We start from the raw sequence: 23,305 nt of genomic DNA on the forward strand, positions 1-23,305 counted from the left end.
AATGTGAGTTGATTAAGGAATTCCTGCTTGCTTCGTGACATTGAGTTCGATAAAGTTCAATCATTATCTTGTAAGAGAACCTGCTGAATGCAAAGCCCTTTTGTACATCTTCGCGTCCATTCTGAATATTCTTTAATTGATGGGCTTGTTCGTATTAAGCCTTTAATGAAGATGTTGCCTGAACAAGGGATGAATGCGGTTGCCGTGACGGATTATTGCAATCTTTTTGCCGCGGTAAAAGTCTTTCAATCGGCTTTAAGTTCTGGGGTTAAGCCTATTATTGGCAGTGAAATCCCATATCTAGATCCCGATAAACCAGAATCTGTTTATTCGTTGGTGTTGCTCTGCCAAAATCAAACGGGTTACAAAAACCTGACGCGATTGGTCTCTAAAGCTTATCTTGAAGGTCAACATCAGGGGCAGCCTCGCATCCATCGTCAATGGATAAAAGACTATAGTGACGGCTTAATCGCTTTGTCCGGTGGGTGCTTGGGCGATATTGGGCGCGCACTTGCGACGGGCGATGAGAAGACCGCTAACGCCCTGGCGATAGAGTGGGCAAGTTTATTTCCTAATCGCTTTTATTTAGAAATCCAGCGAACGGATAGACCGGATGAAGCCGCTTATAATGAAAAACTGGTTCAATTGGCTGAATCTTTACAACTTCCCCTGGTTGCGACCAACGATGTTCGTTTCCTTCATGAAGAAGATTTTGAAGCGCATGAAGCACGAGTTTGTATTCATGATGGCTATACGCTGGCAGATCCGCGCCGAGTAAAACGCTACAGTCCGAAACAATATTTGCGTTCGGCAGAAGAAATGGTGACTTTGTTTGCGGATATCCCACAAGCGATTCAAAATACGGTTGAAATCAGCAAACGATGTAATTTAAAGCTTGAGCTAGGCAAAAACTATCTCCCTAATTTCCCCACGCCGAATGATTTGAGTGTTGAAAAATATTTATCTGAATTATCCAAACAAGGCTTAGACAAGCGCCTTAAGCAGCTTTTTCGCGGGAGAGAAGGCTTACTCACTACCGCAAGAAAAACGTATGAAGCACGACTTAACATAGAGCTAGATGTCATCAACAGCATGGGATTTCCAGGCTACTTCCTTATTGTGGCGGACTTTATTCAATGGGCAAAACATAATGACGTGCCGGTTGGCCCAGGTCGTGGTTCAGGGGCCGGGTCTTTAGTGGCTTATGCGCTTGAGATTACCGATCTAGATCCCCTTGAGTATGATTTGCTCTTTGAGCGATTTTTAAACCCAGAGCGCGTATCCATGCCGGATTTCGATATTGATTTTTGCATGGAAGGGCGCGACAGAGTCATTGATTATGTGGCTGATAAATACGGTCGCAAGAGCGTTTCTCAAATTATTACCTTTGGTTCAATGGCTGCCAAGGCCGTTGTCCGTGATGTGGGGCGTGTCCTTGGGCATCCTTATGGCTTTGTGGATAAATTAGCGAAGTTAATTCCTTTTGAGATTGGAATCACGTTAAGTAAAGCGCTGGAACAAGAAGAAGAGCTTAAAAGACGCTACGAGAATGAAGAGGAAGTCAAAGAATTAATTGATTTGGCGTTAAAACTGGAAGGCATCACCCGAAATGCAGGAAAGCATGCGGGTGGTGTGGTTATCGCTCCCTCTGAGCTAACTGATTTTACCGGCATCTATTGCGAAGAAGGCTCGACGCAATTGGTATCTCAATTTGATAAAGATGACGTTGAGGCCGCAGGATTAGTCAAGTTTGATTTTTTAGGATTAAGAACGTTAACCATCATTCATTGGGCGTTATTAACCATCAATAAAGAGCGTGCCAAGCAAGGATTAGATCCCATCAACATCAATGAAATACCGATGAATGATGATGCCTCTTTTAATTTATTAAAATCTTGCCAAACCACCGCGGTATTTCAGTTGGAATCTCGCGGCATGAAAGAATTAATCCATCGTTTACAACCCGATTGTTTCGAAGAAATTATCGCGTTAGTCGCTTTATTTCGCCCAGGACCACTGCAATCGGGCATGGTGGATGATTTTATCGATCGCAAACATGGCCGTGCAACAGTGGAATATCCGCACCCTGATTTGGAACCGATTTTAAAACCCACGTACGGTGTTATTTTATACCAAGAGCAAGTGATGCAAATTGCTCAGGTTTTAGCAAATTATACATTGGGTGCAGCCGATTTGCTGCGCCGTGCTATGGGAAAGAAAAAACCTGAAGAAATGGCCAAGCAACGTGAAATTTTCACAGAAGGCGCGAAAGCTCGTGGCGTGGACGTTGATAAAGCCAATTACATATTCGATTTAATGGAAAAATTTGCCGGCTACGGGTTTAACAAGTCTCACTCTGCAGCTTATGCCTTGGTGGCCTATCAAACGGCTTGGCTTAAAGCGCATTATCCCGCGGCATTTATGGCGGCCGTCTTGTCTTCTGATATGGACAACACCGATAAGGTTGTGAATTTCATACTGGAATGCAAGCAGATGAATATAAAAGTTTTGCCGCCTTCAATTAATCGCTCAGCTTATGAATTTACCGTACAGGATGAACACACCATCATTTATGGCTTAGGGGCTATTAAAGGTGTGGGTGAGGCGGCGATTCACGGGATTGTGCACGATAGGCAGGAGGAAGGTCCGTATGAAGGTCTGTTTAGCTTTTGTCAACGGCAGGATTTACGAAAAGTTAACCGCCGAGTATTAGAAGCGTTAATCAAAAGCGGAGCGATGGATGATTTTCAAGTCGAGCGGGCTGTGTTATTTGAATCGTTAGAAAAAGCGTTGCAAGCCGGTGCCAGATACCATCAAAACCAGTCTAGCGGACAAACGGATTTGTTTAATCTATTCGACGAAAACAAGAATACTGAGGATTACATTGTCTGTAAGGAATGGGATGATAAAAGGCGTTTGGAGGGTGAAAAGGAAACATTGGGATTTTATTTGTCCGGGCACCCTGCAGAAGGGTATCTTCAAGAGTTAGCGGGTATTGTTACTCCTGTAATTCATTTAGACCCATCCGCCGCAAAAAAAGCTTATGTTTGTGGAATGGTCAAAAGCATAAGAAAGATTTTGACGAAGCGCGGTAAGAAATTAGCCATTATAAGCCTTGAAGATTCTACTGGTGGTATCGATATCGTGGCTTTCTCGGAATTATTTGAAGAAAAACAAGCCACACTTCAAGCGGGAACGATCATGGTCATTGAAGGAGAAATCAGTCACGATGACTATTCGGGTGGGGTGAAAATGCTCGCTAACGCTCTCTTGCTCATCGATGAAGCAAGAGAACGATTTGCAAAATCCCTTGGATTAAAATTAACGCCACAAGATATAAAGCTCTTACCCACCTTGCAATCGGTTTTAAAAGAGAATAAAGGTAGCTGTGTGGTGCGAATAGACTATTCCAACTCAACAGCAGCAGGCATATTGAACTTAGGCACGGAATGGCGAATTAACCCAAGCGATGAATTGCTTACCATTCTTTGTGATTTATTAGATAAATCACGCGTTTACTTGAATTATTAACATCTCTTTTCCGATGCGCTACTATGGTAAGTACTGTGCGGCAATTTTTTGGAGTGTCATTATCTAAGGACAAGCAACGTTGCCAGATCCCTCGAGCTTGAAGGGAGGCGAAGCCATAATCCAAGATGATTGTGCTGAACAAAACTATATTTTTCGTTTTGAATAAAAGGACTGTTTATGAGCCTCATTCGTGGTGCCATTGTTGCGGGAGCCATTTTTTTTGCGCTTGCGACACAAGCCAATGCCAAAGAAACTAAAGATGATTACTATCGTAACTTTTGGAATCCTAAGTATCACGCCGAACTGTTAGATTATTGCTCCTTTGATAAAACACAGTGCGGAATAGAGATCGCTAATCGTTATTGCCAAATGATGGGGTACAAAAAAGCAACTCAAGAAATTATTGCTAATAATGTTGGTTTAACTCATTTTTTAGGTGCAAAAGGTGGGTGCAAAGGATGGGAGTGCGATGGATTTAAGTTAATTCGTTGTGAAGGAACGCTTTCAGATGATCCTCCGAAATTGTATTCCTATCGTTATCGGCGCTTTGTTTATCCGCGTTTTGACCATTATCGCATTGATTGGTGTTATGAAACAGACACAAAGTGTGGACGACGTGCTGCTTATTCTTATTGTCGTCGTTTAGGGTATTTGGATGTAAAAGAATTTAAAAAAGAAGCGCATGTAGCGGCAACAAAAGCCTTAGGGAACCAAAAACTTTGCTTTGGTCAACACTGCTCCGGCTTTAAGTACATTACGTGTTACCGCTAAAGAATGTTTTACCTAACATACATCCGTGATCGTTCAAAATGCGTGATTTATGCTTTTTCTTTTTCACCCTGCCGCATTTTGAACGATCACGGATATAAACAACTGGTTACCTTAGTCCAGTGGCTCAATATTTGACACCAAACTTGGCCCGGTTTATTCGGGTCCATTTGGCATCTCAGGACACGCCTAAACTAGCCTTCCAAGTTGGTAGAGCCTTCTAGAATCATATCGCATCTCAGTTACATTCTAATGCCCATCAATCCAGGAGAAGATAACGCATTAACCCTAGCTGCCCCAAATATAATGCCAATCCAAAGCCAAAATTTCACAACAAGCCTAGATCCCAGTAGATGCATCACTTGAAATCGAATATTTGGGTAGCGTTTGGGTAGCGCACGGCCTTGTTGCCAAAAATGGTGTATCAAAAATGGTGTATAATGAACATTAACAGCACACCTGTTGCGAGAAAAGACCATGCGGATTTTATTGACCGAACCCACGTCGTCTAGATACCTTTACATCACCCCAGAAAATCAAGTGCATCTGCTGGTCCCTTTCATTGCAGGCCAGGATATCAGTACAGACAATACTTGTAAGTCAAATGTGGAGTTAAAAGCGTTTTTTGAAGATGGCGCGGCCTTCAAGGAGCTAGACGCTTATAAAAGCGCACTTGAATTTGACCTGTCATTGCTGGAAGAAGGAAACCCTCTGCGTCAAGCGAAAGAAGAACGCTTGGCTCAAATCAACATCTACCTAGAAGCCGTAACAGCGATGAGAGATAGCTATGGGGGCTCTGTCCGACACTTTCTCGCCAACCCCTCGAACTTATACAGCATTCAATTGCGACCACGTATACAAGACCCATACTCCGCGGTGGTGAATCCGGTATTTAATGTCAATCGGGGCAATGATGAGGCAGGGAGTCCATTATCTTCTTTATATAACAGCATGCATCGTATTTTCCCTGAAGTGACGATAGCACGCCCCGACCCACGCGCGCAGTTAATTAACTCGGTGTTGAACGCCTTACCAGAGGGTGGTGCATTTCAAGACATACAAACGGTTTTAAAAGAGCAGTGCCAAACACTCTTTGGGATTGACATTGATGTTCAGAACTATTTTAACCGCACCCATGATGGGAGTGTCAAACAAGAAATCAATCAAGCGCACATCGATGCGTTAATGGGATTTGGTGAAGATGCTANCAGGGGTCACCATTTTACCTTGGCACTTTTGCTAACCAAGAAGAGAAAGCCGAGCGCTTGTCCATCCTGACGCAATTTTACTTAGGTGTTATGAATGTGTATTGCCAAGCCCAAGGCATCAGTAATCAAAATTTTGGGGTGATTCTGGATGACTCTCCAGAGTTAAGCCAAGCGTTGGTCGAAACGATGTCGCAAGCCTTAAGTGCGGGCGATGATGTGGAAAGTGCACTTTGTGCTTTTTGCAATGTTCATGCAAGTGAATTTGGATTATCTCGTTCTTTAAGTGCAAACGATAAAGAGGCCATTCAACAAAAATTTGAAACAGCCTTTCGTACGGTCACAGCCACCAAAGAAAATCCACACATGGATGATTTCATGATATTAGACACCAAAGCCCATGGAGAAAACGCTAAATTTGTATCCCATCAAGGTTTAATTTGCACGGATTTTGCGAACATCGTGGACCCCACATGCCCGCATCAAAAATACTTTGAGCAAATTCGCAAAGATGCGGCCACTCGTCCTGAAATCATCACAGCCAAAAATGAACCCGTAATGACGGTTGATATTGAACCAGAAGCGCTGCTGGATAAACTGAGCGACGTCCAATGGGAACGTCTCCCCAAAGAAATCCAGGAAGCGTGTCGTGCATCACCCGCCTTCCAAAACAGGCAATTCTTGGAGGATGTGGCGAAAGGCAAACAAAAGGAAGCGGATGCTATGTTGCAAGCATCATCCGACAAACAGAGCACTCTCAGAACCCCTGGCAAGTTTACCGATTACTCAGGCCGAACCTTTCATTGCACAGCGTTCGAATATGCCTACTGGGCTAAAGACACCCATATGTGCCGTATGTTAGAAACTCATATGGATGAGGAAACCAAAGCCCACTTGTTAGTCCGTATAGATGCCATTGAGGAGGTAGGGCTACCTTATCAACAAAATAGTACGGAACATCGCAGCGCTCATTTTGATTTAACCCCACTTAAAACGGCATTACAAGCACACGTTGATGGCTATGATGCTTGGGAGGGTGCAAGGAACTGGGCCGCAATGGAGGCATCCTGGAAGAATGTGGGTCTTGCACAGCGCGATGTACCTGCGCATGTGGCGCAAGAATATTGCCGGGGGGGCCGATCATTTGATCCATGCCCGTCCTTTAATGAGCCCACATTACCGCGTTGTTTAACTTTTTTTAACCGAGATACTTTTCGTCACGAGTCCTGGTTTCCTTTTGCATCTTCTAATTCTGGTCTTGGTTTTGATTTTGGATTAGCGCGCGGCGCGTCGTGGGAAGCGGAAGCAAGGCGTAGGATACCGCGCGCGTGGGTTAGTGATAATCCGTGGGGGTGGAACGCTCGGTTGGTGTTGGCATGGTCAACTGATTTGGCGGCCATTACCCGCCTAGATGAAGTGAGAACAGCCGAACTCACTTCGCTACGTGAGAACCTAAGTCAGCCTGGTAGATCCACAGGGATGTCTTTGTAATATCGTATAACAATTCAACCGCATAGCCTGATATGTTACGATTTCAACAAGCGTTTAAAATCCACCCCAAAAAATTCTTCGTATCTTAAGCCTTGAGCCGACCTCACTCACTACGCACACCACAGGCGCAAGTAACGTTTGATTCTTTGATGCGAGACCTCAGAGTCAACTATTTGTTTAACTTGCTCACGGGGCTTATGGATTTAATGCCTGTTATTATAGTGCAGCGAGGCAGGCATTTCCATGCAAAAGAGGTGCCCGAAATTGCCTCAAAAATGGGTACTGCGCCACCAAAAAGCTACATTATTATGGTGTAAAGTTACATGCCATCACCAGCAGACAAAAAGGCTTTTTACCTTTTCCAGTGGTTTAGATCTGATAGATGCGGGCATAATTGATCGGAAAACATTTGATCAGATTCTTCCGGCGTTACCTTACTCGGGTTTAGCCGCTTAGAAAGCCCTTCGAGACGTGTGCTACGCACGCTCCTCAGGGCGAACAGTCCTGGGAAAAATGGCTAAACTCGAGACCTTAATGGAAATTACTCCGACTTGCTTTCTTTTTTTGTTTCCGGCTGTACGTCTGGGGTTGATTTTGATTCAACTTCAGTTTTTTCAGGGGTAGGTTCAACAGGTGCTGGCTTAACTTCAGGTTCAGGTTTTGGCTTTGCCTGAGGTGTTTCAGATGTGGATTCTTTCGCCTTCGGTGGTTCTTTTGAAGCAGGCTGTTCTGGCTTTGTTTCTTGTTCTTTGGCTTCCGTTTCTCGTTTTTCTTTATAGTCTTGAATAATTTCAGACACACTGGTCTTTAAATCTTTAAACAATTTGCCAGTCATGGATCCCAGTTCTTTTAGATCAGGCAATTTAGATTTAAAATCACTCATGTTTTGCTCCACCCTAAAATTGATATATTAGTATTAAGTATATACCCAATCAACTTCAAAATGCGACTTTTATGCTATCCATTTTTTTGCACTTGCGTTGTTGTTTAAAAACTCGTTTATTGCTTATTCCTTCTCAAGCCATCGACTACCCCGGTCGTTTCTATCAACGTTTTAAGCCATTTCAGGTGGCCTTGCTCTCTCATGATGTCACCTACCTTATTCTCCTAATTCACATCCCTTTCTGCATGCTTTACCGTGTCTGCAAAAAATCCTGCGGAACTTGGTCGACAAAATCCTCATCCCTTTCTGCATGCCTTATCGAGTTTGCAAAAAATCCTGCGGAACTTAGGCGCGAGGAAGCCTCTTTGGTGAGCAATTCATGAATACCAAAGTGGTCAAAATTCAGGATATGGGCATCTTCTTCTTTTTTCAATTGAAAAGCAGCTCTTATTTGCTGAATAAATGCGGGCTCTTTCGTAAATTGCGGACCATATTTTTGAGCCAGTGCGTCGATAAAGGCTTGTTGTTTTTCGGGGGTAATGTCTAGCGTTTTTAAGACGGGTAGTACGCTTTTATCCAGTTCAGTCACCCATTGACTCCAGGCTTCTTGAAGCGCCTTTCTATTTTCATCACAAATGGCTTTTTCAAAATGATGATAGACAAGCTCACGAAGCTCTCCATCAAGGACTTCCTTCGTTAACATCTTAAACAGAGGATGGCCTTGAACCGATTGAAACAGTCGTCGTTTCACACCAGAGAAACAACTGGGTTTATCCCCTTGCAAGTCGTCGTATTCTTCGGTAATTGGGTTTCCCTCTGCATCAAGAAGAGGATTTCCACGAGCGTCGGTTTTAATGCGGGATTTATCCCAATTATGAGCGCGTCCAATGTAGGCAAGTTCACGGATGAAATGCTCCAATCGAGTGTCTAGAGTATACCCATCGATTGGGCTTGTTTCTTTATCCGCAGCCCCCACATAAAGCAACGCGATAAGCGGTTGATATTCTTCAAACGTAGACCACCGTTCAGAACGGTCGTTTGAGATATAGACATAGCCCGCCCTCTCATCCATCCAATGATTGGGTTTAGATAGATAACGCAACGCCGTGTGGTCTTTATGTTGGTAATACGCTGTCAAGGCACGTTCTTTTTCAACGCTGTTGAGGTTGAGTTGTAGGAAGTCTTTCCAGTTCAGCGGTAAACAAAGCTCAGAGCCATTGTCGCGGTTTATTTTTGCAGGATTGGTTTCGTAACGCCTCTCGAGTGTTTGTCGTAAATCCTGCATCATATGCGGCACCCCGGCTTCTTTGACCGAAGGCTCATAGCGCTCTAATGCCGCTTGCAGTCTTTGTTGTTCTCCAGTGGTCAAAGCATGCATGGACGATTCGCGGTCTCGTGCCAAGGCCGCTAAATCCAGGCCGCCTCGCATTTCGTCTCGATAGTAGTTGTTTTCTTCAGCTAATGCACGAACGGCAGAAATGGTGAGCAACAACTCAGCCGCACTTTGATTGTCGGTACTAAGTGCTAAACGTAAGAGTTCATTGTGTTCTTGAGGTGTGACTGCTGTGTGGACTAAGGCTTTGACAGACGGGATTTCCAACAGAAAGAGAATGTCATCGCGCAGCAGAGGAAGATTTCGGCGAATCAGATTGCGCAGCATATAAAAATAAAGCTTAGCTTCTTCTGGATTAGTGATATCAAACACAGCATCTGGGTTGGCTTGTTCCACCTGCGCTTTTTGGGCGCGAAGTGTTGTGAGTGTGGTGCTCACGAAAGGATGAATATATTTTTCGCCATACTCTCGGTCATGCAGTTCGGCGTAAGCAAACTGGGCAGGAAAGGTCAGTAGACGATTGACTACCGGCAGGTGGCCGTTTTCTGCGGCCTTGTCGAATGCGTGATAGTTAGCGGCAATCATGAATCGCACCTTATTTGGAGCCAACTTCATCAAACCCTCCATGGCCGGAAGGTTACCGTTTGCTACAGCATGGTAAAATGGGCCATAATTACCAGCGGCAATCATGCTTTGCTTCTTTTCTTCTGGCACCAACTCTACCAAACGCTCCATGACCGGCAGTTGACATTTTTCTGCAGCCTCGTGAAATGCGCCATCGTTATAAGCGGCAATCATGGTTTGCACCTTATCTGGAGCCAACTTAATCAAAAGCTCCATGGCAGGCAGTTGACCGTTTCTTGCAGCCGCGCGAAACGCAACATACTCATCGGCGGCAATCATGGTTTGCACCTTATCTGGAGCCAACTTAATCAAATAATCCATGAGCAGCAGGTGACCGTTTGCTGCAGCCGAGCCAAATGCCGCATAGTCATTGACGGCAATCATGGTTTGCTTCTGTTCTTCTGGCACCAATTCCACCAAAAGCTTAATGACCGGCAGGTGACCGTTTGCTGCAGCCGCGCGAAACGCACTATAGTTACCAGCGGCAATTATGGTTTGCTTCTTTTCTTCTGGCACCAACTCCATCAAACGCTCTATGAGCGACAGGTGACCGTTTAATGCAGCATAGTGAAATGCGCGATAGTTATTGGCGGCAATCATGGTTTGCACCTTATCTGGAGCCAATTGCATCAAACGCTCCATGACCGGCAGGTGACCGCAGTCTGCAGCCTGGCGAAATGCGGCATAGTCATCGGCGGCAATCATGGCTTGCACGTTATCTGGAGCCAACTGCATCAAATGCTCCATGATCGGCAAGTGACCGCAGTCTGCAGCCTGGCGGAATGCGGCATAATCATTAGCAGCAATCATACGGTCTAATTCGCCGACCTGATTGAATTCCTTAACCAAAGATTCAAAAAAATCAACATTCCCCCAAGCGACAGCTATTTTAAACAGGCGTTCATCATCTATCCTGAATGACCGGCTGATTTCCCGCAGTGAATCGCAGCTAAGCTCAGGATGGCTTAATGCCAGCGCAAGCCAAGCGCATTCTTGTTCCTGGTTAAGCTCAAACTCCGGAGCCGTTGCCAATATTTGGGCAGTTAGGTCTTCTTTACTCGCTTGCATCAGGATGGCAATTGAGTCGGGGAGTTCTTCATTGAATAGAAAGTAATCTTTCCAAAGCGACGGGGGAATGAGTTTTGCCTGTGGATGTTGCATTCTTTCGGCGTGTGATTTGAATTTCATAGCATTCTCGGGTTTTTGCAAGCCCAATTATAGCACATTTTGAGATTTTTTTATCTTCTCCGACATTCTCCTTTTCTTGCTATGGTTTACCTTCAAGGCCTGGATGAGGATTATCAACGAAATCCTCTTCACAGCTTATAGGCCCTGCTGCAAAAATTTCCGCTGAGCTTGGGCGCGGGGAAGCCACCTTGGTGAGCAATTTATGGACACCAAAGTGGTCAAAATTCAGGATATGGGCGTCACAGTAAAATTTTGCTCACCTAGAGTGTTTTACTTGCAATGGGGGCAACATCCTTTGAAACATCGGTTGTTTCTTACTTCTTCGTTCATGACGTTCCACAATTGTTCTATCGGGTTGAGACTGGAGCTATCAGGCGATAGAAAGTGTAGTTTTATACCCAAAATATTTAACCCCAAGGGTGCAAAATACTCATCGCAGGTTTTAGGATTTTTGCGGCTAAGCTTTGCTTTCCATGCATTTTAACCGAATAAACATTAAATGATTCAAGCTTATCAAGAATGTATTCATCACTGGTTTTTAGCACATCTACCAGGCGGAGTTCGAACGCATCTTGGGCAAGCCAGTGCTCTCCGGTAGCCACTTTTTCCATATCAAGCTGTTGACGATTAGCCAGCACATAATCACGGAACGACTGATGAATGACTTCTAATTCCTGCTGAAATTTTTTACGGCCCTTGTCAGTATTTTCAGCAAAAAGAGTTAATGTGCGCTTATATTCACCAGCAGTCATCAATTCAATATCAATATCATTTTTTTTGAGCCAGCGATAAAAATTTGGAATTTGCGCAACCACCCCAATTGAACCAATTATGGCAAAAGGAGCGGCAACAATGCGATTCGCAACACAGGCCATTAAATACCCACCGCTCGCAGCAACTTTATCAATGCAAACGGTAAGTGGGATGTTGCGATCGCGAATCCGGTGTAATTGCGAAGCAGCAAGCCCATAGCCATTTACCGCACCACCAGGGCTTTCCAAGCGAACAATGACTTCATCACCCTGTTGAGCAATGGATAAAACCGCTGAAATCTCATCACGAAATTGATCCACTTGGGAAGCTTTAATGTCGCCTGAAAAATCAAGGACATAAAGTGCTGGCTGTGTTTTCTTCTCTTTCTTGTTTTTTGATTTATTTTTTTTAGGCTTTTCCTGAAGAACTTCTCGGCGCATGGTGTCGCTAATGTCTCGCCAGTGCTGATTTAGAGACTTAATTTCCAATTTAGGTCGAGGTTTACGTCCCATAGATAAAATACCCGCAATCAACAATAATATTGCGATCACCACGGTGAACAGCTCTAATGCAAATAAGCCGTATTGAGCAAGAAATTCCATCATTAGCCTTTGTCTGTTTAAAACCACCATTATCGCCAGCAATATATCGCCATGCAAGTCTTACGAAAAAATGATAAACTCGCTACACCGTTAAAAGGTACTCTCTGACTCTAATCATGCTTGAAGTGCATAACCTTGATTTTGATTATCCTGACAAATCCGTTTTGAAGAACATTCAACTCTCTACTGGCGCCGGTACTTTATTGCATTTGCGCGGTGAAAATGGCAGTGGAAAATCAACTTTATTAAAAATACTCGCAGGGTTATTAGTCCCGGATCATGGTCAAGTTCTTTTTTATGGTAAAAATATTTATGAAGATAGGCCCACTTACCAACAACAGTTATGTTATGTAGGGCATAAACCTGGAATTAGTCCATGGCTTACGGTCGCCGAACATTGTCGCTTTGATTTGTATTGCTCTTCTTTAGATAAGCCGCTTATTGATGAAGTGATTGCTAATGTTGGCTTACAGGGTATGGAAAATAGACTATGTGGTTTACTATCCGCAGGCCAACGTCGTCGGGTTGGGCTTTTAAAACTCCATTGTTCCGAACACCCGTTATGGTTGTTGGACGAACCATTGGTATCTCTTGATCAAACGGCAATTGCCATGCTGACCGATTGCATGGCGCGCCACCTGAACAGGGGCGGGGCCATTATTATGACTTCACATCAAGCGATTACTCTATCCGACATTCCTTACGAAGAGTATATCTTGCAATGACGCTATCCACCTTATTTTTCCGCCAGTTTAAACGTGAGTCACTTATCTTAAGTAGACAACTACGCCATGTGGTCAATTCCAGCATGATTTTTCTAATGATTTTAATTTTTTTCCCTTTAACAATGCCGCCTAATGCGGGATTGTTACGACAAATTGCACCGGGGTTAGTTTGGATTGCACTACTGATGGTGATGCTCATTTCGGCCGATAGGTTGTTTCAACAAGAGTATGAAGACGGTGTTATTGAGCAGTGGTTAATTTCAGGACAACCAGTTAGTGTGCTGGTATTCGCTAAAACGTTGGTGAACTGGCTTTTTATTCTTGTGCCCATCCTCGCATTAACGCCGCTACTTTCGCTCTTATTTAGATTAAATGCATACGAAACGATAACCTTGATGCTTAGCTTATTCTTTGGTTCACCGGCAATATTATTTCTTTGTGCGTTGGCTGCTGTGTTTAGCGGTGGGTTAAAGCAAAAAGGCATCCTTATGGCGCTTATCTTACTGCCCTTAACGATTCCTGTGATGATTTTTGGTAGCGGTGCGGTGACGATTGCTATGCAAGGTATGCCCATAGCCGGTTATCTCGCTTTATTATTGGCAATGTCTTTGATGGCAGCGGGGTTTCTACCCTTTGCCATTGCCGCTATGATGCGAATTAGTTTAATTGACTAGTTAAACCTTAAGAAACAACGACTTCAAGGAGTGGCGTTCCCCGTCATTGCGAACCAGCAAAGCTGGTGCGGCAGTCCAGAGATCGCGGCAAGAATCCCTGGGTTGCTTCAGCCGCAAGTAGCTTCGCAAAGACGAGTTGTTTTTTTTATTGGATTAGGTAAAAACTTTTCATACATAGGCCCTGACATCCGAATAAATGCGTGTTAAAATTTTCGTCTTTTTGGGTTAAATTGCTTCCTATGTGGAAATTATTGTATCAGTTGGCTTCGCCAAAATTATTTTATAACTTGTCTGGTCGATTGATTCCTTGGTTTGCAAGCGGTGCGTTCCTATGTTTAAGTGTGGGACTCATTTGGGGATTAGCGTTTGCCCCGGCTGATTATCAGCAAGGGGATGCGTTTCGTATTATCTATATTCATGTTCCCAGCGCATTTTTGTCCATGGCGTTGTATGGCTGGATGGGATTTTTAGCGATATTGCTGTTAGTATGGCGCATTAAACTCGCCGGAATTATGTTGAAATCGATCGCCGAGATAGGCGCCTGCATGGCTTTTTTAGCCTTAGTTACGGGTAGTATCTGGGGGAAACCGATGTGGGGCACTTGGTGGGTATGGGATGCAAGACTCACTTCTGAATTAATTTTGCTCTTCATTTACGGTGCGATTCTTGCCACAGGACATGCGTTTCAAAATAAAGATCAAGGCGATAAGGTCGTTGCCATTTTAACGTTAGTCGGCTTGGTTGATTTACCCATTATTCACTATTCTGTTTATTGGTGGAATACACTGCATCAAGGGGCCACCTTAACCGTTTTTGCAAAGCCTAAAATTCATGTGAGTATGCTTTATCCCTTGTTATTGACGTTGCTTGGTTTTTTTCTCTATGCGGGTTTAATTATTTTCTCCAAAGCGCGCAATGAATTGTTATTTCGAGAGCGCCGTCAAAGCTGGGTTCAGGGCGTTGTGGAAGGAGGTAACGCATGAGCGCGCTAATGCAATGGTTTTCTATGGGGGGATATGGGGCTTATGTATGGCCTGCTTATGGACTTGCTGCAGCGGTGTTTCTTGGCAATCTCCTTCTTTGTAAGCGACAACAGATCTCCGTGCAGAAGGCGTTGAAGCAATGGTTTAAAGGGCGCCATAAATGAATGCAGTTAGGAGACGAAAGTTAATAGGGTTGTTGTTCATACTAATAACGCTGCTGCTCGTTAGCCTACTAGTATTGTATGCATTAAGGCAAAACATTAGCTTATTTTACTCTCCAACTCAAATCTCTGAAGGCCAAGCCCCACTTAATCAAGCGATTCGAGTCGGAGGAATGGTTGTGAAAAACAGCGTTAAGCGAAATCAGGACGACTTATCAGTTCGGTTTCAAGTCACGGATTTTAAACATACCTTAGAAATTGAATATACCGGTATTTTACCGGACTTATTTCGTGAAGGGCAGGGCATTGTGGCTGAAGGCATACTCGAGAATAACAAGCATTTTAAAGCCCTTGAAGTGCTGGCAAAACATGATGAAAATTACATGCCACCTGAGGTGAGAGATTCTCTAGCCAAACAATAGATCCCATCCTATATCCAAACAATAGATATAGAATTCGGGTTGTAAATAGAATTCGGAACGTTGTATAAAATATGATTGCAGAACTTGGTTTATTTTCTTTAATTCTTGCCTGTATGTTTGCCATACTCCTGGCCACAATCCCGGCTATAGGCGTTTGGAAAGAGAAGCTTGAATGGCAGAAAGCCGCAACAGTATATGTTTGCGGTCAGTTTTTATTTGTTGCCATTGCTTATCTTTGCTTAACGGTCTGTTTTTTGCAAAACGATTTCTCGGTAACGTATGTTCTTGCAAACTCCAGCGTTCTTCTTCCCTGGTTTTATAAATTGTGTGCGGTCTGGGGAGGGCATGAAGGCTCTATGCTCTTGTGGGTTGCTATTTTAAGCCTCTGGATGATGGCCGTTGCATTGTTTAGCACTAGCCTTGATTCAACGATGCGAGCACGAGTATTGGTAGTCCTTGGATGGTTAAGCATTGGTTTTATACTATTTTTGCTAATCGCTTCTAACCCCTTTACTCGACAATTTCAGTTACTCACCACGCAAGGGCGTGATCTCAATCCTTTGTTACAAGATTTAGGATTTTTATTTCATCCCCCTATGTTGTATATGGGGTATGTTGGATTTTCCGTAGCGTTTGCGTTTGCAATAGCAGCACTTTGGGCTGGACGCGTTGAGTCAAACTGGTCGAAATGGACCAGACCCTGGACGTTGGCAGCGTGGTGTTGCTTGACGACTGGCATTACATTGGGCAGTTGGTGGGCGTATCGAGAGCTAGGGTGGGGAGGCTGGTGGTTTTGGGATCCGGTCGAGAATGCATCGTTTATGCCTTGGTTAGTAGGTACAGCGTTATTGCACTCACTGGCTGTCAGCGAAAAGCGGAAACAGTTTAAAGCTTGGACTATTTTATTGGCGATTACCGCCTTTTCCTTAAGCCTCATCGGTACGTTCTTGGTGCGTTCTGGAGTATTAACGTCGGTGCACGCTTTTGCTGTGGATCCTCAACGTGGCTTGTATATTTTGTGTTTTTTACTGCTGGTTATTGGCGGTTCATTGCTGCTGTTCTCGTTTCGTGCTCAAACATTGCAAAGCGCTACAGAACCTTCCCCAGTCTCGCGAGAAAGTGCATTGCTGCTAAATAATGTGTTTCTGGCTGTCATCATGCTAACGGTGCTTATGGGAACGATCTATCCGTTATTAATTGATGGGTTAGGTCTGGGTAAGTTATCTGTGGGGGCGCCTTACTTCAATGCTGTGTTTATCCCACTGATGGTTCCGGTGCTAATCCTCATGGGGATTGGGATTCATTTACGCTGGCAGAAGGATAGCCTTTCTCGGGTCGCCAAAATCCTAAAAATCCCTCTCTTACTTAGTTTCGGATCATCTTTATTAATGATTTGGCTGACGAATTCTTCATTACAATTACCAGTGCTTTTAGGACTTATCTTAGCGACGTGGATCGTATTTAGCACCTTGAAGTCTTGTAGGTTGAAAATTCAGGAACGTGGCTTCACAGGCGTTAATCAATCCTACTGGGGGATGGTCGTTGCCCATATTGGAGTGGCGGTTACGGTGATTGGAATTGTAGTTTCAAATGGCTATGGAATTCAGGATGATGTAAAAATGTCGCCAGGGGAAAAAATCAAACTCTCAAAGTATACGATTCGATTCATCGATGAATCTTCCCTAACAGGCCCGAATTATCACGGCGCTCGGGCGCATTTTCAGGTGGAATCTCGTGGCCGTATTGCCAATGTTTATCCAGAAAAAAGAATTTATGACATTGCGAATATGCCAATGACGGATTCGGCCATTGATGTTACACCGTTTCGCGACATTTATATTGCGCTTGGTGAACCCTTAGATCATAACGCTTGGTCAGTTCGATTATATTTTAAGCCATTTGTTCGCTGGATTTGGGGAGGAGGCTTTTTAATATTAATAGGAGGGCTATTGGCTATGACTGACCGCAGGTATTATAAGTTGCGGCAGAAAAAGACAATGCAGCTAAAGGAGCTTAACGCATGAAGTTTCGAGTCATAAAGCTCCTGCCCTTTTTGTTGTTTGCACTCTTGGTGTTATTTTTCTGGCGCGGGTTGTCGCTTGATCCTCACCACCTGCCTTCCGTTAAAATTGATAGACCGGTCCCTCCTTTTTCATTACCTCAACTTGGTCATCCTGAGCGATCGTTTACTCCCGATGCGTTTAATCATGAAGTTGTATTATTAAATGTTTGGGCAAGTTGGTGTGATGCTTGTGCACAAGAGCAGGTCGTTTTGATGCAATTGGCGAGTGAAGGCGTGCCCATCTACGGTTTAAATTATAAAGATAATCGAATTGAAGCAGAGCATTGGCTCTCAGAATGGGGAAATCCATATAAAATAATCGGTGCGGATCAAGATGGTCGCACAGCGATTGACTTAGGCGTTTACGGAACTCCTGAGACCTTTCTCATTGATAAACAAGGATTGATTCGATATCGTCATACAGGTCCTATGACAACTGAAGTCTGGGAGCAGATATTTGTTCCACGCTGGAGGAGCTTGGAGAAATCGGCATGAATTATTTTCGATCGATCGTGGCAATAAGTATGAGCCTTTTTGTTTTTGTGGCCTTGGGAGCCTCCCTATATTCCTTTGATTCTCCAAAACAAGAAGCCCAGTTTAATCATCTTTTGCGAGAGTTGCGTTGTCTTGTTTGCCAAAATCAAGATTTATCCGATTCTAATGCTCCGTTAGCCAAGGATTTACGAAAAGAGGTTTATGAATTAGTGCAATCCGGGAAAGGTGATTATGAAATCACAAATTACCTTTCAGAGCGTTACGGAGATTTTATTTTATTTAAGCCCCCAGTGAAGGGGATTACGCTATTATTATGGTTTGGGCCAGTGCTATTTCTGGGTATTGGATTTGGAATTTTTTGGAAAACCTGTTTTAAACGACGAACTCATGAGTAATTGGTTATTTATCCTTATTGGCATAGTATTGTTAACCATCGCGTTCTGCATGGTTTTCTATCCATTGCGACTCAAAAAATCGTGGATTTTAGGGTCAATACCGGTGCTTATTCTGCTCATTACAAGCGCCTATTGGCAGTGGGGAGGCTGGGTTGATTGGCAAGCTTATTTGACGGAACAGAATAAGCAACAACAAGTTCAAGAGGTTCTCAAATCAATTAAAAGCCCACAAGAATTAATATTAAAACTTAAAGCCCGGGTGGACAATAATCCCAATGATCCCCGAGGGTGGTATTTATTAGGGCGATTATACACCACTCAAGAATCTTGGGTTGAAGCCAATCAAGCCTTCAAAAGAGCTTACGCGCTAAATCCAGACGATATTCCCATCACAATTAATTATGCCCAAAGCCAATGGCAAATGAACCATCACCAGTTCAACGAGCCGATTCGAGCATTATTTTCAGCAGTTTTAACAAAACAACCGAATCAGCCGGATGCGTTAGCCATGCTTGCTATGGATTCATTCATGAGCCATGATTATGAACAGGCAATCCACTATTGGCAGCGCTTATTAAGCCAAGCGCATCCCGATTCAGAAGATGCCCAAGCGATTCGCAAAGCAATCGTCAAAGCTCAAAACCTTAACCAGAAAACAAATGGAGATAAAGAATAATGGATAAAGTCTATCAAGTTATTGAATTAGTCGGAACATCCCAAAAAGGAATAGAAGACGCTATTAATGCCGCAATTTTGAAAGCGTCTAATGATTATGGCAAATTAAATTGGTTTGAAGTTGTTGAAACTCGTGGGTTTATTGAAGAGGATAAAACGAAGTATTATCAAGTAAAAGTCAAAATCGGCTATTAGGTTTAAATCTTTACCTATCAAACCATTGGTACAGACCTTTCTCGCGCCTACTTGCTGTGCTTTAAGCACAGCATCCATGCTAGGAAGGCAACGTTAGTTAGGATATTCTGGTCAACGTCATCATTTTGCTCTAAGGGACGTTGTTTTAGGGTTTTCTTGGGGTGTTGCTTAAACCTAGAAAAGGCAGTTAAGCCCTACTACGCAAAGCTAAGAGCTTAACTGCTTTTTCTAGCTTAAACAGTCGTTTCTTCAGATGCGGCGATAATTGTCTGAATAAACATCTCACCATACAACTCTAGCTTATATTTCCCGACCCCTGAGATCGTAATAAACTCATCCAACGTTTGAGGCTTACGATCGGCCATCTCATATAACGTTGCGTCACTAAAGATCATAAACGGGGGTTTGCCTTCTTCATTTGCGATTTTTCTTCTTAGTGTACTTAGTGCATTAAACAAAGGACTTTTGACGCGACTAAAATTCTCGCGTTCTTTCTTCTGTTTGGAGGGATTGGGCTTAGGCGGTACGCTCAATTGAATTTGTTCTTCGCCTTTAAGAAGGGGTATGGCTTTTTGGGTTAGGCGAAGCACATTAAAGTGATCCAAGTCCTGGTAACAGTAATCACGATGAATCAACTGCCAAAGCAAATGCTTCCAAAAGGAGGCTGGTTTATCTTGACCAATACCATAGGTGGATAAGCGCTGATGACCAAATTGTTTAATTTTTTCTGCACTGCTTCCACGTAGAACATCAATCACATGCAAGATGCCATAATTTTGCTTTAAGCGATAAATGCAGGAAAGCGCTTTTTGGGCATCAATGGTAGCATCCACCATTTCCGGGGGGTGATCACACACATCGCAATAGTTACATTCATTCGGATAAGTTTCATCGAAGTATCGAAGTAGAATTTGACGACGGCAGTGAGTGGCTTCAGCAAACGCCAGCATATGATTTAATTTATTGTTTTCTATGCGTTTCTGCGCTTCTTGGCTCAAAGCGGCAATATGTCCTCTTAAGCGGCCGCTATCGGCTGGATCATAGAGTAATAACGCCTGAGCAGGAAGCCCATCTCGGCCTGCTCTTCCCGTTTCTTGATAATAACTTTCAATGGTTTTGGGTAAATCAAAGTGCACTACATAACGTACATCAGGCTTATCAATGCCCATACCAAACGCAATGGTGGCTACCACAATATCGATGTGATCATGCCGAAACAAAGATTGGACTTCGCGCCGTTCCTGATAAGGAAGACCGGCATGATAAGCTCTGGCCCGATATCCCTTATCCTTTAATTTTGAAGCAAGGCTTTCTACTCGATCCCTCGTTCCACAATAAATAATGCCCGACTCATTTGGAAAGGTTTCTAGAAAATCGGTCATTTGCTTTATCGGGTTACTTTTCGGCAGCACGCGATAATGGATATTGGGGCGATTGAACGATGCAAGATACTCTTTGGGCTTATAATTCAATCGCTGAATGATGTCTTTTTGAGTTTGACGATCAGCGGTGGCCGTCAACGCAATAATTGGGACGTGAGGAAATTGCTGTTTTAGTACGCCCAATGCCGCATATTCTGGACGAAAATCATGACCCCATTGCGATATGCAATGGGCCTCATCAATAGCAAAAAGCGCAAGTTGACAATCTTCGAGACGTTCTAGAAACGAGACGCTAATGAGACGCTCAGGAGCAATATAAAGTAAATCAAGTTCTTGATTATGTAAGTCTTGGAGTACTTTTCGTGATTCGCTGCTGGATAATGAAGAATTATAATAAGCGGCTCTGATGCCTAACGATTTTAACGCAGCGACTTGATCCTCCATCAGTGCAATCAAAGGCGAAACAATAATGCCAACACCGTTTCGGACCAAGGACGGGATTTGATAACATAATGACTTACCTCCGCCAGTGGGCATGAGCACTAATAAATCGATGCCGGCACATAAGTCATTGACGATTTCTTCTTGTGGATGACGAAAGCGCTCAAAGCCGTAATATTGTTTTAATATTTGATTAGCGGACAGTTGGGGTTGCGCAAATGATTCCATGTGATTATTCTTTTTTCCTTTCACAGGCGCTAAAAATTGGCAATAATATCATTTTTCATTCGGTCATCCTATCAGGATAATCTAAAAAATTTTTAATAAGCTACACTTGAATGCATTCAGTTGACTAGAAGGAGCTAGAGTATGCAATTTCAACTAAACGAAGAGCACCACGCTTTTCGAACTATGGCTGCTGACTTTGCTTTGCATAAACTCGCCCCAAATGCAGAGCGTTGGGATGAAGAACACCACTTTCCAGTCGATGTGTTACGAGAAGCCGCAGAGCTGGGCATGGCTGGTATGGTCGTTCGAGAAGAGATCGGGGGGGCTGGCTTATCTCGACTGGATGCTGCGATTATTTTCGAGCAGTTAGCTTCTGGTTGTATTAGCACAAGCGCTTATCTCTCTATTCACAACATGGTCTCATCCCTGATTGATCGCTATGCTGATGATTCTTTGAGAAAGCAATGGGGACCGAAACTGAGCTCCATGGAGGTATTATCCAGTTATTGCCTGACTGAGCCAGAATCTGGCTCAGATGCGGCCTCTTTAAGGACGCGGGCAGTTCGAGATGGAGAGCATTATATTCTTAATGGCGCTAAAGCATTTATTTCGGGTGGTGGGGTGAGTGATGTGTATCTTTGCATGGTGCGCACAGGCGATGAATCGCATCATGGAATCAGCTGTCTTCTGGTTGAAAAGGATAGGCCCGGTATCAGTTTTGGCCAGCAAGAGAAGAAAATGGGTTGGAGAAGCCAGCCGACTTCGATGGTGTTTTTTGAGGATTGCCAAGTACCAGTAAGTAACCGTGTCGGAGATGAAGGCGCTGGGTTTAAAATTGCGCTAAATGCGCTTAATGGAGGACGGGTAAACATCGCAGCGTGTTCGCTAGGAGGCGCGCTAGCGTGCTTACGATTAACTCAACAATACATGAAAGAGAGGAAGCAATTTGGCCAGCCTTTAACTCAAATACAGGCTTTAAGATTCTACTTTGCGGATATGATGTCTGATTTTGAATCGGCTCGCTTAATGGTTTATCGTGCAGCAGAGGCTTTAGATAACGAAAATCCAAAAGCGCCTTTCTATTGTGCTATGGCAAAGCGCATCGCTACCGATGTCGCATTTAACATCGCAGATAAAGCAATGCAATTGCACGGTGGTTATGGTTATTTGCGCGACTATCAGATCGAACGTATATTCAGGGATTTAAGAGTGCATCAAATTCTTGAGGGAACGAATGAAATCATGCGCGAAATCATCGCTAAAACGGTTTTAGACGATGAGTATTTGTTTGAATAAAAAAGGAGTTAATAATGACTTATATTGATGAACAACTGGATGAAGATGGAATTTTAACATTAACGCTAAATCGTCCCGATAAATTAAATGCCTTGAGCACTGAAATTCTTCATAATTTGTGGGAAAGGTTTCGGTCTGCGCGTGAAGAAAATAAAGTCAAAGCCGTGCTATTAACTGGTACCGGCAAAGCCTTTTGTGCTGGAGCAGATATTAATCGTCTTGCTGAATGTAACGCGAAAACCGGCTATCAATTTGCCGAATGCGGCCAAGCTTGTTTTCGCGAGCTTGAAACCCTTGGAAAACCCTCTCTTGCTGCAATCAATGGGTTTGCATTTGGAGGTGGGTGTGAATTAGCCATGTCAGCAACCTTACGCATCGCGTCAAACAACGCTCAATTTGGGCAGCCAGAAGTGAAACTTGGTGTGATTCCAGGCTATGGCGGTACACAACGTCTAGCTCGTTTAGTGGGCAAAGGACGCGCGCTGGATTTATGTTTAACAGGACGCTTTATTAATGCTGAAACTGCATTGCATTGGGGCTTGGTAAGCCACGTCGTTTCACCTGAAAAACTGTTAGAAGAAAGCAAACAAGTATTAAAAGGGATTTTATCCATGGCTCCTTTAGCGATTGCAAGCACCATGGAAGTGATTGATCGCGGCTATGACATGGCGTTGAGTGATGCTTTGCATCTCGAAGCGGTTCATTTTGCAAAAGTATGCGCCAGTAAAGATAAAAATGAAGGCGTGAATGCCTTTCTTGAAAAGCGAACGCCTAACTTTACGGGAGAATAAGA

At 43.7% G+C, this 23,305-nt stretch carries 18 protein-coding genes and 2 pseudogenes; 15 read left to right on the forward strand and 5 right to left on the reverse strand.

Going from position 1 to position 23,305, the window contains the following annotated elements; genetic code table 11:
* Positions 1–87: 87 nt before the first annotated feature.
* From dnaE to E1O47_RS08335, 3 genes and pseudogenes are all read left to right on the forward strand, one after another.
* On the forward strand, positions 88–3,531 hold the full coding sequence (gene dnaE / locus E1O47_RS08325; protein WP_133130800.1) for a DNA polymerase III subunit alpha: 3,444 nt from the start codon (positions 88–90) through the stop codon (positions 3,529–3,531).
* Between the two features lie 177 nt (positions 3,532–3,708).
* On the forward strand, positions 3,709–4,302 hold the full coding sequence (locus tag E1O47_RS08330) for a hypothetical protein (RefSeq protein ID WP_133130801.1): 594 nt from the start codon (positions 3,709–3,711) through the stop codon (positions 4,300–4,302).
* A gap of 474 nt (positions 4,303–4,776) precedes the next feature.
* Positions 4,777–6,995, forward strand: a pseudogene (locus tag E1O47_RS08335) (hypothetical protein).
* 541 nt (positions 6,996–7,536) lie between these two features.
* Here the strand turns inward: E1O47_RS08335 and E1O47_RS12530 are convergent.
* The 4 genes and pseudogenes from E1O47_RS12530 to sohB all read right to left on the reverse strand — a co-directional run bounded on the left by E1O47_RS12530 (position 7,537) and on the right by sohB (position 12,378).
* The gene (locus tag E1O47_RS12530; RefSeq protein ID WP_242602075.1) at positions 7,537–7,878 is read right to left on the reverse strand and encodes a hypothetical protein; all 342 of its coding nucleotides are present in this window, start codon (positions 7,876–7,878) and stop codon (positions 7,537–7,539) included.
* 250 nt (positions 7,879–8,128) lie between these two features.
* Entirely contained in the window at positions 8,129–10,996 is a 2,868-nt protein-coding gene (locus tag E1O47_RS08345) for an ankyrin repeat domain-containing protein (RefSeq protein ID WP_133130802.1), read from the reverse strand.
* A gap of 324 nt (positions 10,997–11,320) precedes the next feature.
* Positions 11,321–11,428, reverse strand: a pseudogene (locus E1O47_RS08350) (transposase); the annotation flags it as partial.
* A gap of 2 nt (positions 11,429–11,430) precedes the next feature.
* Positions 11,431–12,378, reverse strand: coding sequence for a protease SohB (gene sohB, locus E1O47_RS08355; protein ID WP_133130839.1), 948 nt, complete (start codon positions 12,376–12,378; stop codon positions 11,431–11,433).
* Positions 12,379–12,494: 116 nt separating this feature from the next.
* On the opposite strand from sohB, the gene ccmA reads away from it, so the two are divergent.
* The 10 genes from ccmA (at position 12,495) to E1O47_RS08405 (ending at position 19,165) form a co-directional block, all read left to right on the forward strand.
* Positions 12,495–13,103: a cytochrome c biogenesis heme-transporting ATPase CcmA gene (gene ccmA, locus E1O47_RS08360; RefSeq protein ID WP_133130803.1), complete on the forward strand. Its 609-nt coding sequence runs from the start codon at positions 12,495–12,497 to the stop codon at positions 13,101–13,103.
* Complete coding sequence (gene ccmB, locus E1O47_RS08365) at positions 13,100–13,777, forward strand: heme exporter protein CcmB (RefSeq protein ID WP_133130804.1); 678 nt, start codon at positions 13,100–13,102, stop codon at positions 13,775–13,777. Before ccmA ends, ccmB begins: the two co-directional genes overlap by 4 nt.
* 239 nt (positions 13,778–14,016) lie before the next feature.
* Entirely contained in the window at positions 14,017–14,760 is a 744-nt protein-coding gene (gene ccmC / locus E1O47_RS08370) for a heme ABC transporter permease CcmC (RefSeq protein ID WP_133130805.1), read from the forward strand.
* Positions 14,757–14,924 carry a heme exporter protein CcmD gene (gene ccmD / locus E1O47_RS08375; protein ID WP_133130806.1) on the forward strand — a complete coding sequence of 56 codons (168 nt, stop codon included), beginning with the start codon at positions 14,757–14,759 and terminating at the stop codon, positions 14,922–14,924. The genes ccmC and ccmD overlap by 4 nt, the downstream gene beginning before the upstream one ends.
* A complete protein-coding gene (ccmE, locus tag E1O47_RS08380; RefSeq protein ID WP_133130807.1) occupies positions 14,921–15,343 on the forward strand; it encodes a cytochrome c maturation protein CcmE in 423 nt (140 codons plus the stop codon). The genes ccmD and ccmE overlap by 4 nt, the downstream gene beginning before the upstream one ends.
* Positions 15,344–15,414: 71 nt before the next feature.
* The gene (locus tag E1O47_RS08385; RefSeq protein WP_133130808.1) at positions 15,415–17,367 is read left to right on the forward strand and encodes a heme lyase CcmF/NrfE family subunit; all 1,953 of its coding nucleotides are present in this window, start codon (positions 15,415–15,417) and stop codon (positions 17,365–17,367) included.
* Positions 17,364–17,900 (forward strand): DsbE family thiol:disulfide interchange protein, encoded by a 537-nt coding sequence (locus tag E1O47_RS08390; RefSeq protein WP_133130809.1) that lies wholly within the window; start codon positions 17,364–17,366, stop codon positions 17,898–17,900. The genes E1O47_RS08385 and E1O47_RS08390 overlap by 4 nt, the downstream gene beginning before the upstream one ends.
* Before the next feature lie 29 nt (positions 17,901–17,929).
* Positions 17,930–18,295, forward strand: a complete 366-nt coding sequence (locus tag E1O47_RS08395; RefSeq protein WP_242602081.1) for a cytochrome c-type biogenesis protein — start codon at positions 17,930–17,932, stop codon at positions 18,293–18,295.
* Complete coding sequence (locus tag E1O47_RS08400; protein WP_133130811.1) at positions 18,288–18,971, forward strand: tetratricopeptide repeat protein; 684 nt, start codon at positions 18,288–18,290, stop codon at positions 18,969–18,971. The genes E1O47_RS08395 and E1O47_RS08400 overlap by 8 nt, the downstream gene beginning before the upstream one ends.
* Positions 18,971–19,165, forward strand: coding sequence for a dodecin (locus tag E1O47_RS08405; RefSeq protein ID WP_242602077.1), 195 nt, complete (start codon positions 18,971–18,973; stop codon positions 19,163–19,165). The genes E1O47_RS08400 and E1O47_RS08405 overlap by 1 nt, the downstream gene beginning before the upstream one ends.
* Before the next feature lie 233 nt (positions 19,166–19,398).
* Here E1O47_RS08405 and recQ read toward each other — a convergent pair whose 3' ends face one another.
* Positions 19,399–21,216, reverse strand: a complete 1,818-nt coding sequence (gene recQ / locus E1O47_RS08410) for a DNA helicase RecQ (RefSeq protein WP_133130813.1) — start codon at positions 21,214–21,216, stop codon at positions 19,399–19,401.
* Between the two features lie 141 nt (positions 21,217–21,357).
* Between recQ and E1O47_RS08415 the strand changes: the two genes are divergently transcribed.
* The gene (locus E1O47_RS08415; RefSeq protein ID WP_133130814.1) at positions 21,358–22,512 is read left to right on the forward strand and encodes an acyl-CoA dehydrogenase family protein; all 1,155 of its coding nucleotides are present in this window, start codon (positions 21,358–21,360) and stop codon (positions 22,510–22,512) included.
* A 14-nt stretch (positions 22,513–22,526) separates the two neighbouring features.
* The gene (locus tag E1O47_RS08420; protein ID WP_133130815.1) at positions 22,527–23,303 is read left to right on the forward strand and encodes an enoyl-CoA hydratase/isomerase family protein; all 777 of its coding nucleotides are present in this window, start codon (positions 22,527–22,529) and stop codon (positions 23,301–23,303) included.
* Positions 23,304–23,305 lie beyond the last annotated feature (2 nt).

Source organism: Legionella yabuuchiae (assembly GCF_900640115.1).
Lineage (GTDB): Bacteria > Pseudomonadota > Gammaproteobacteria > Legionellales > Legionellaceae > Legionella_A > Legionella_A yabuuchiae.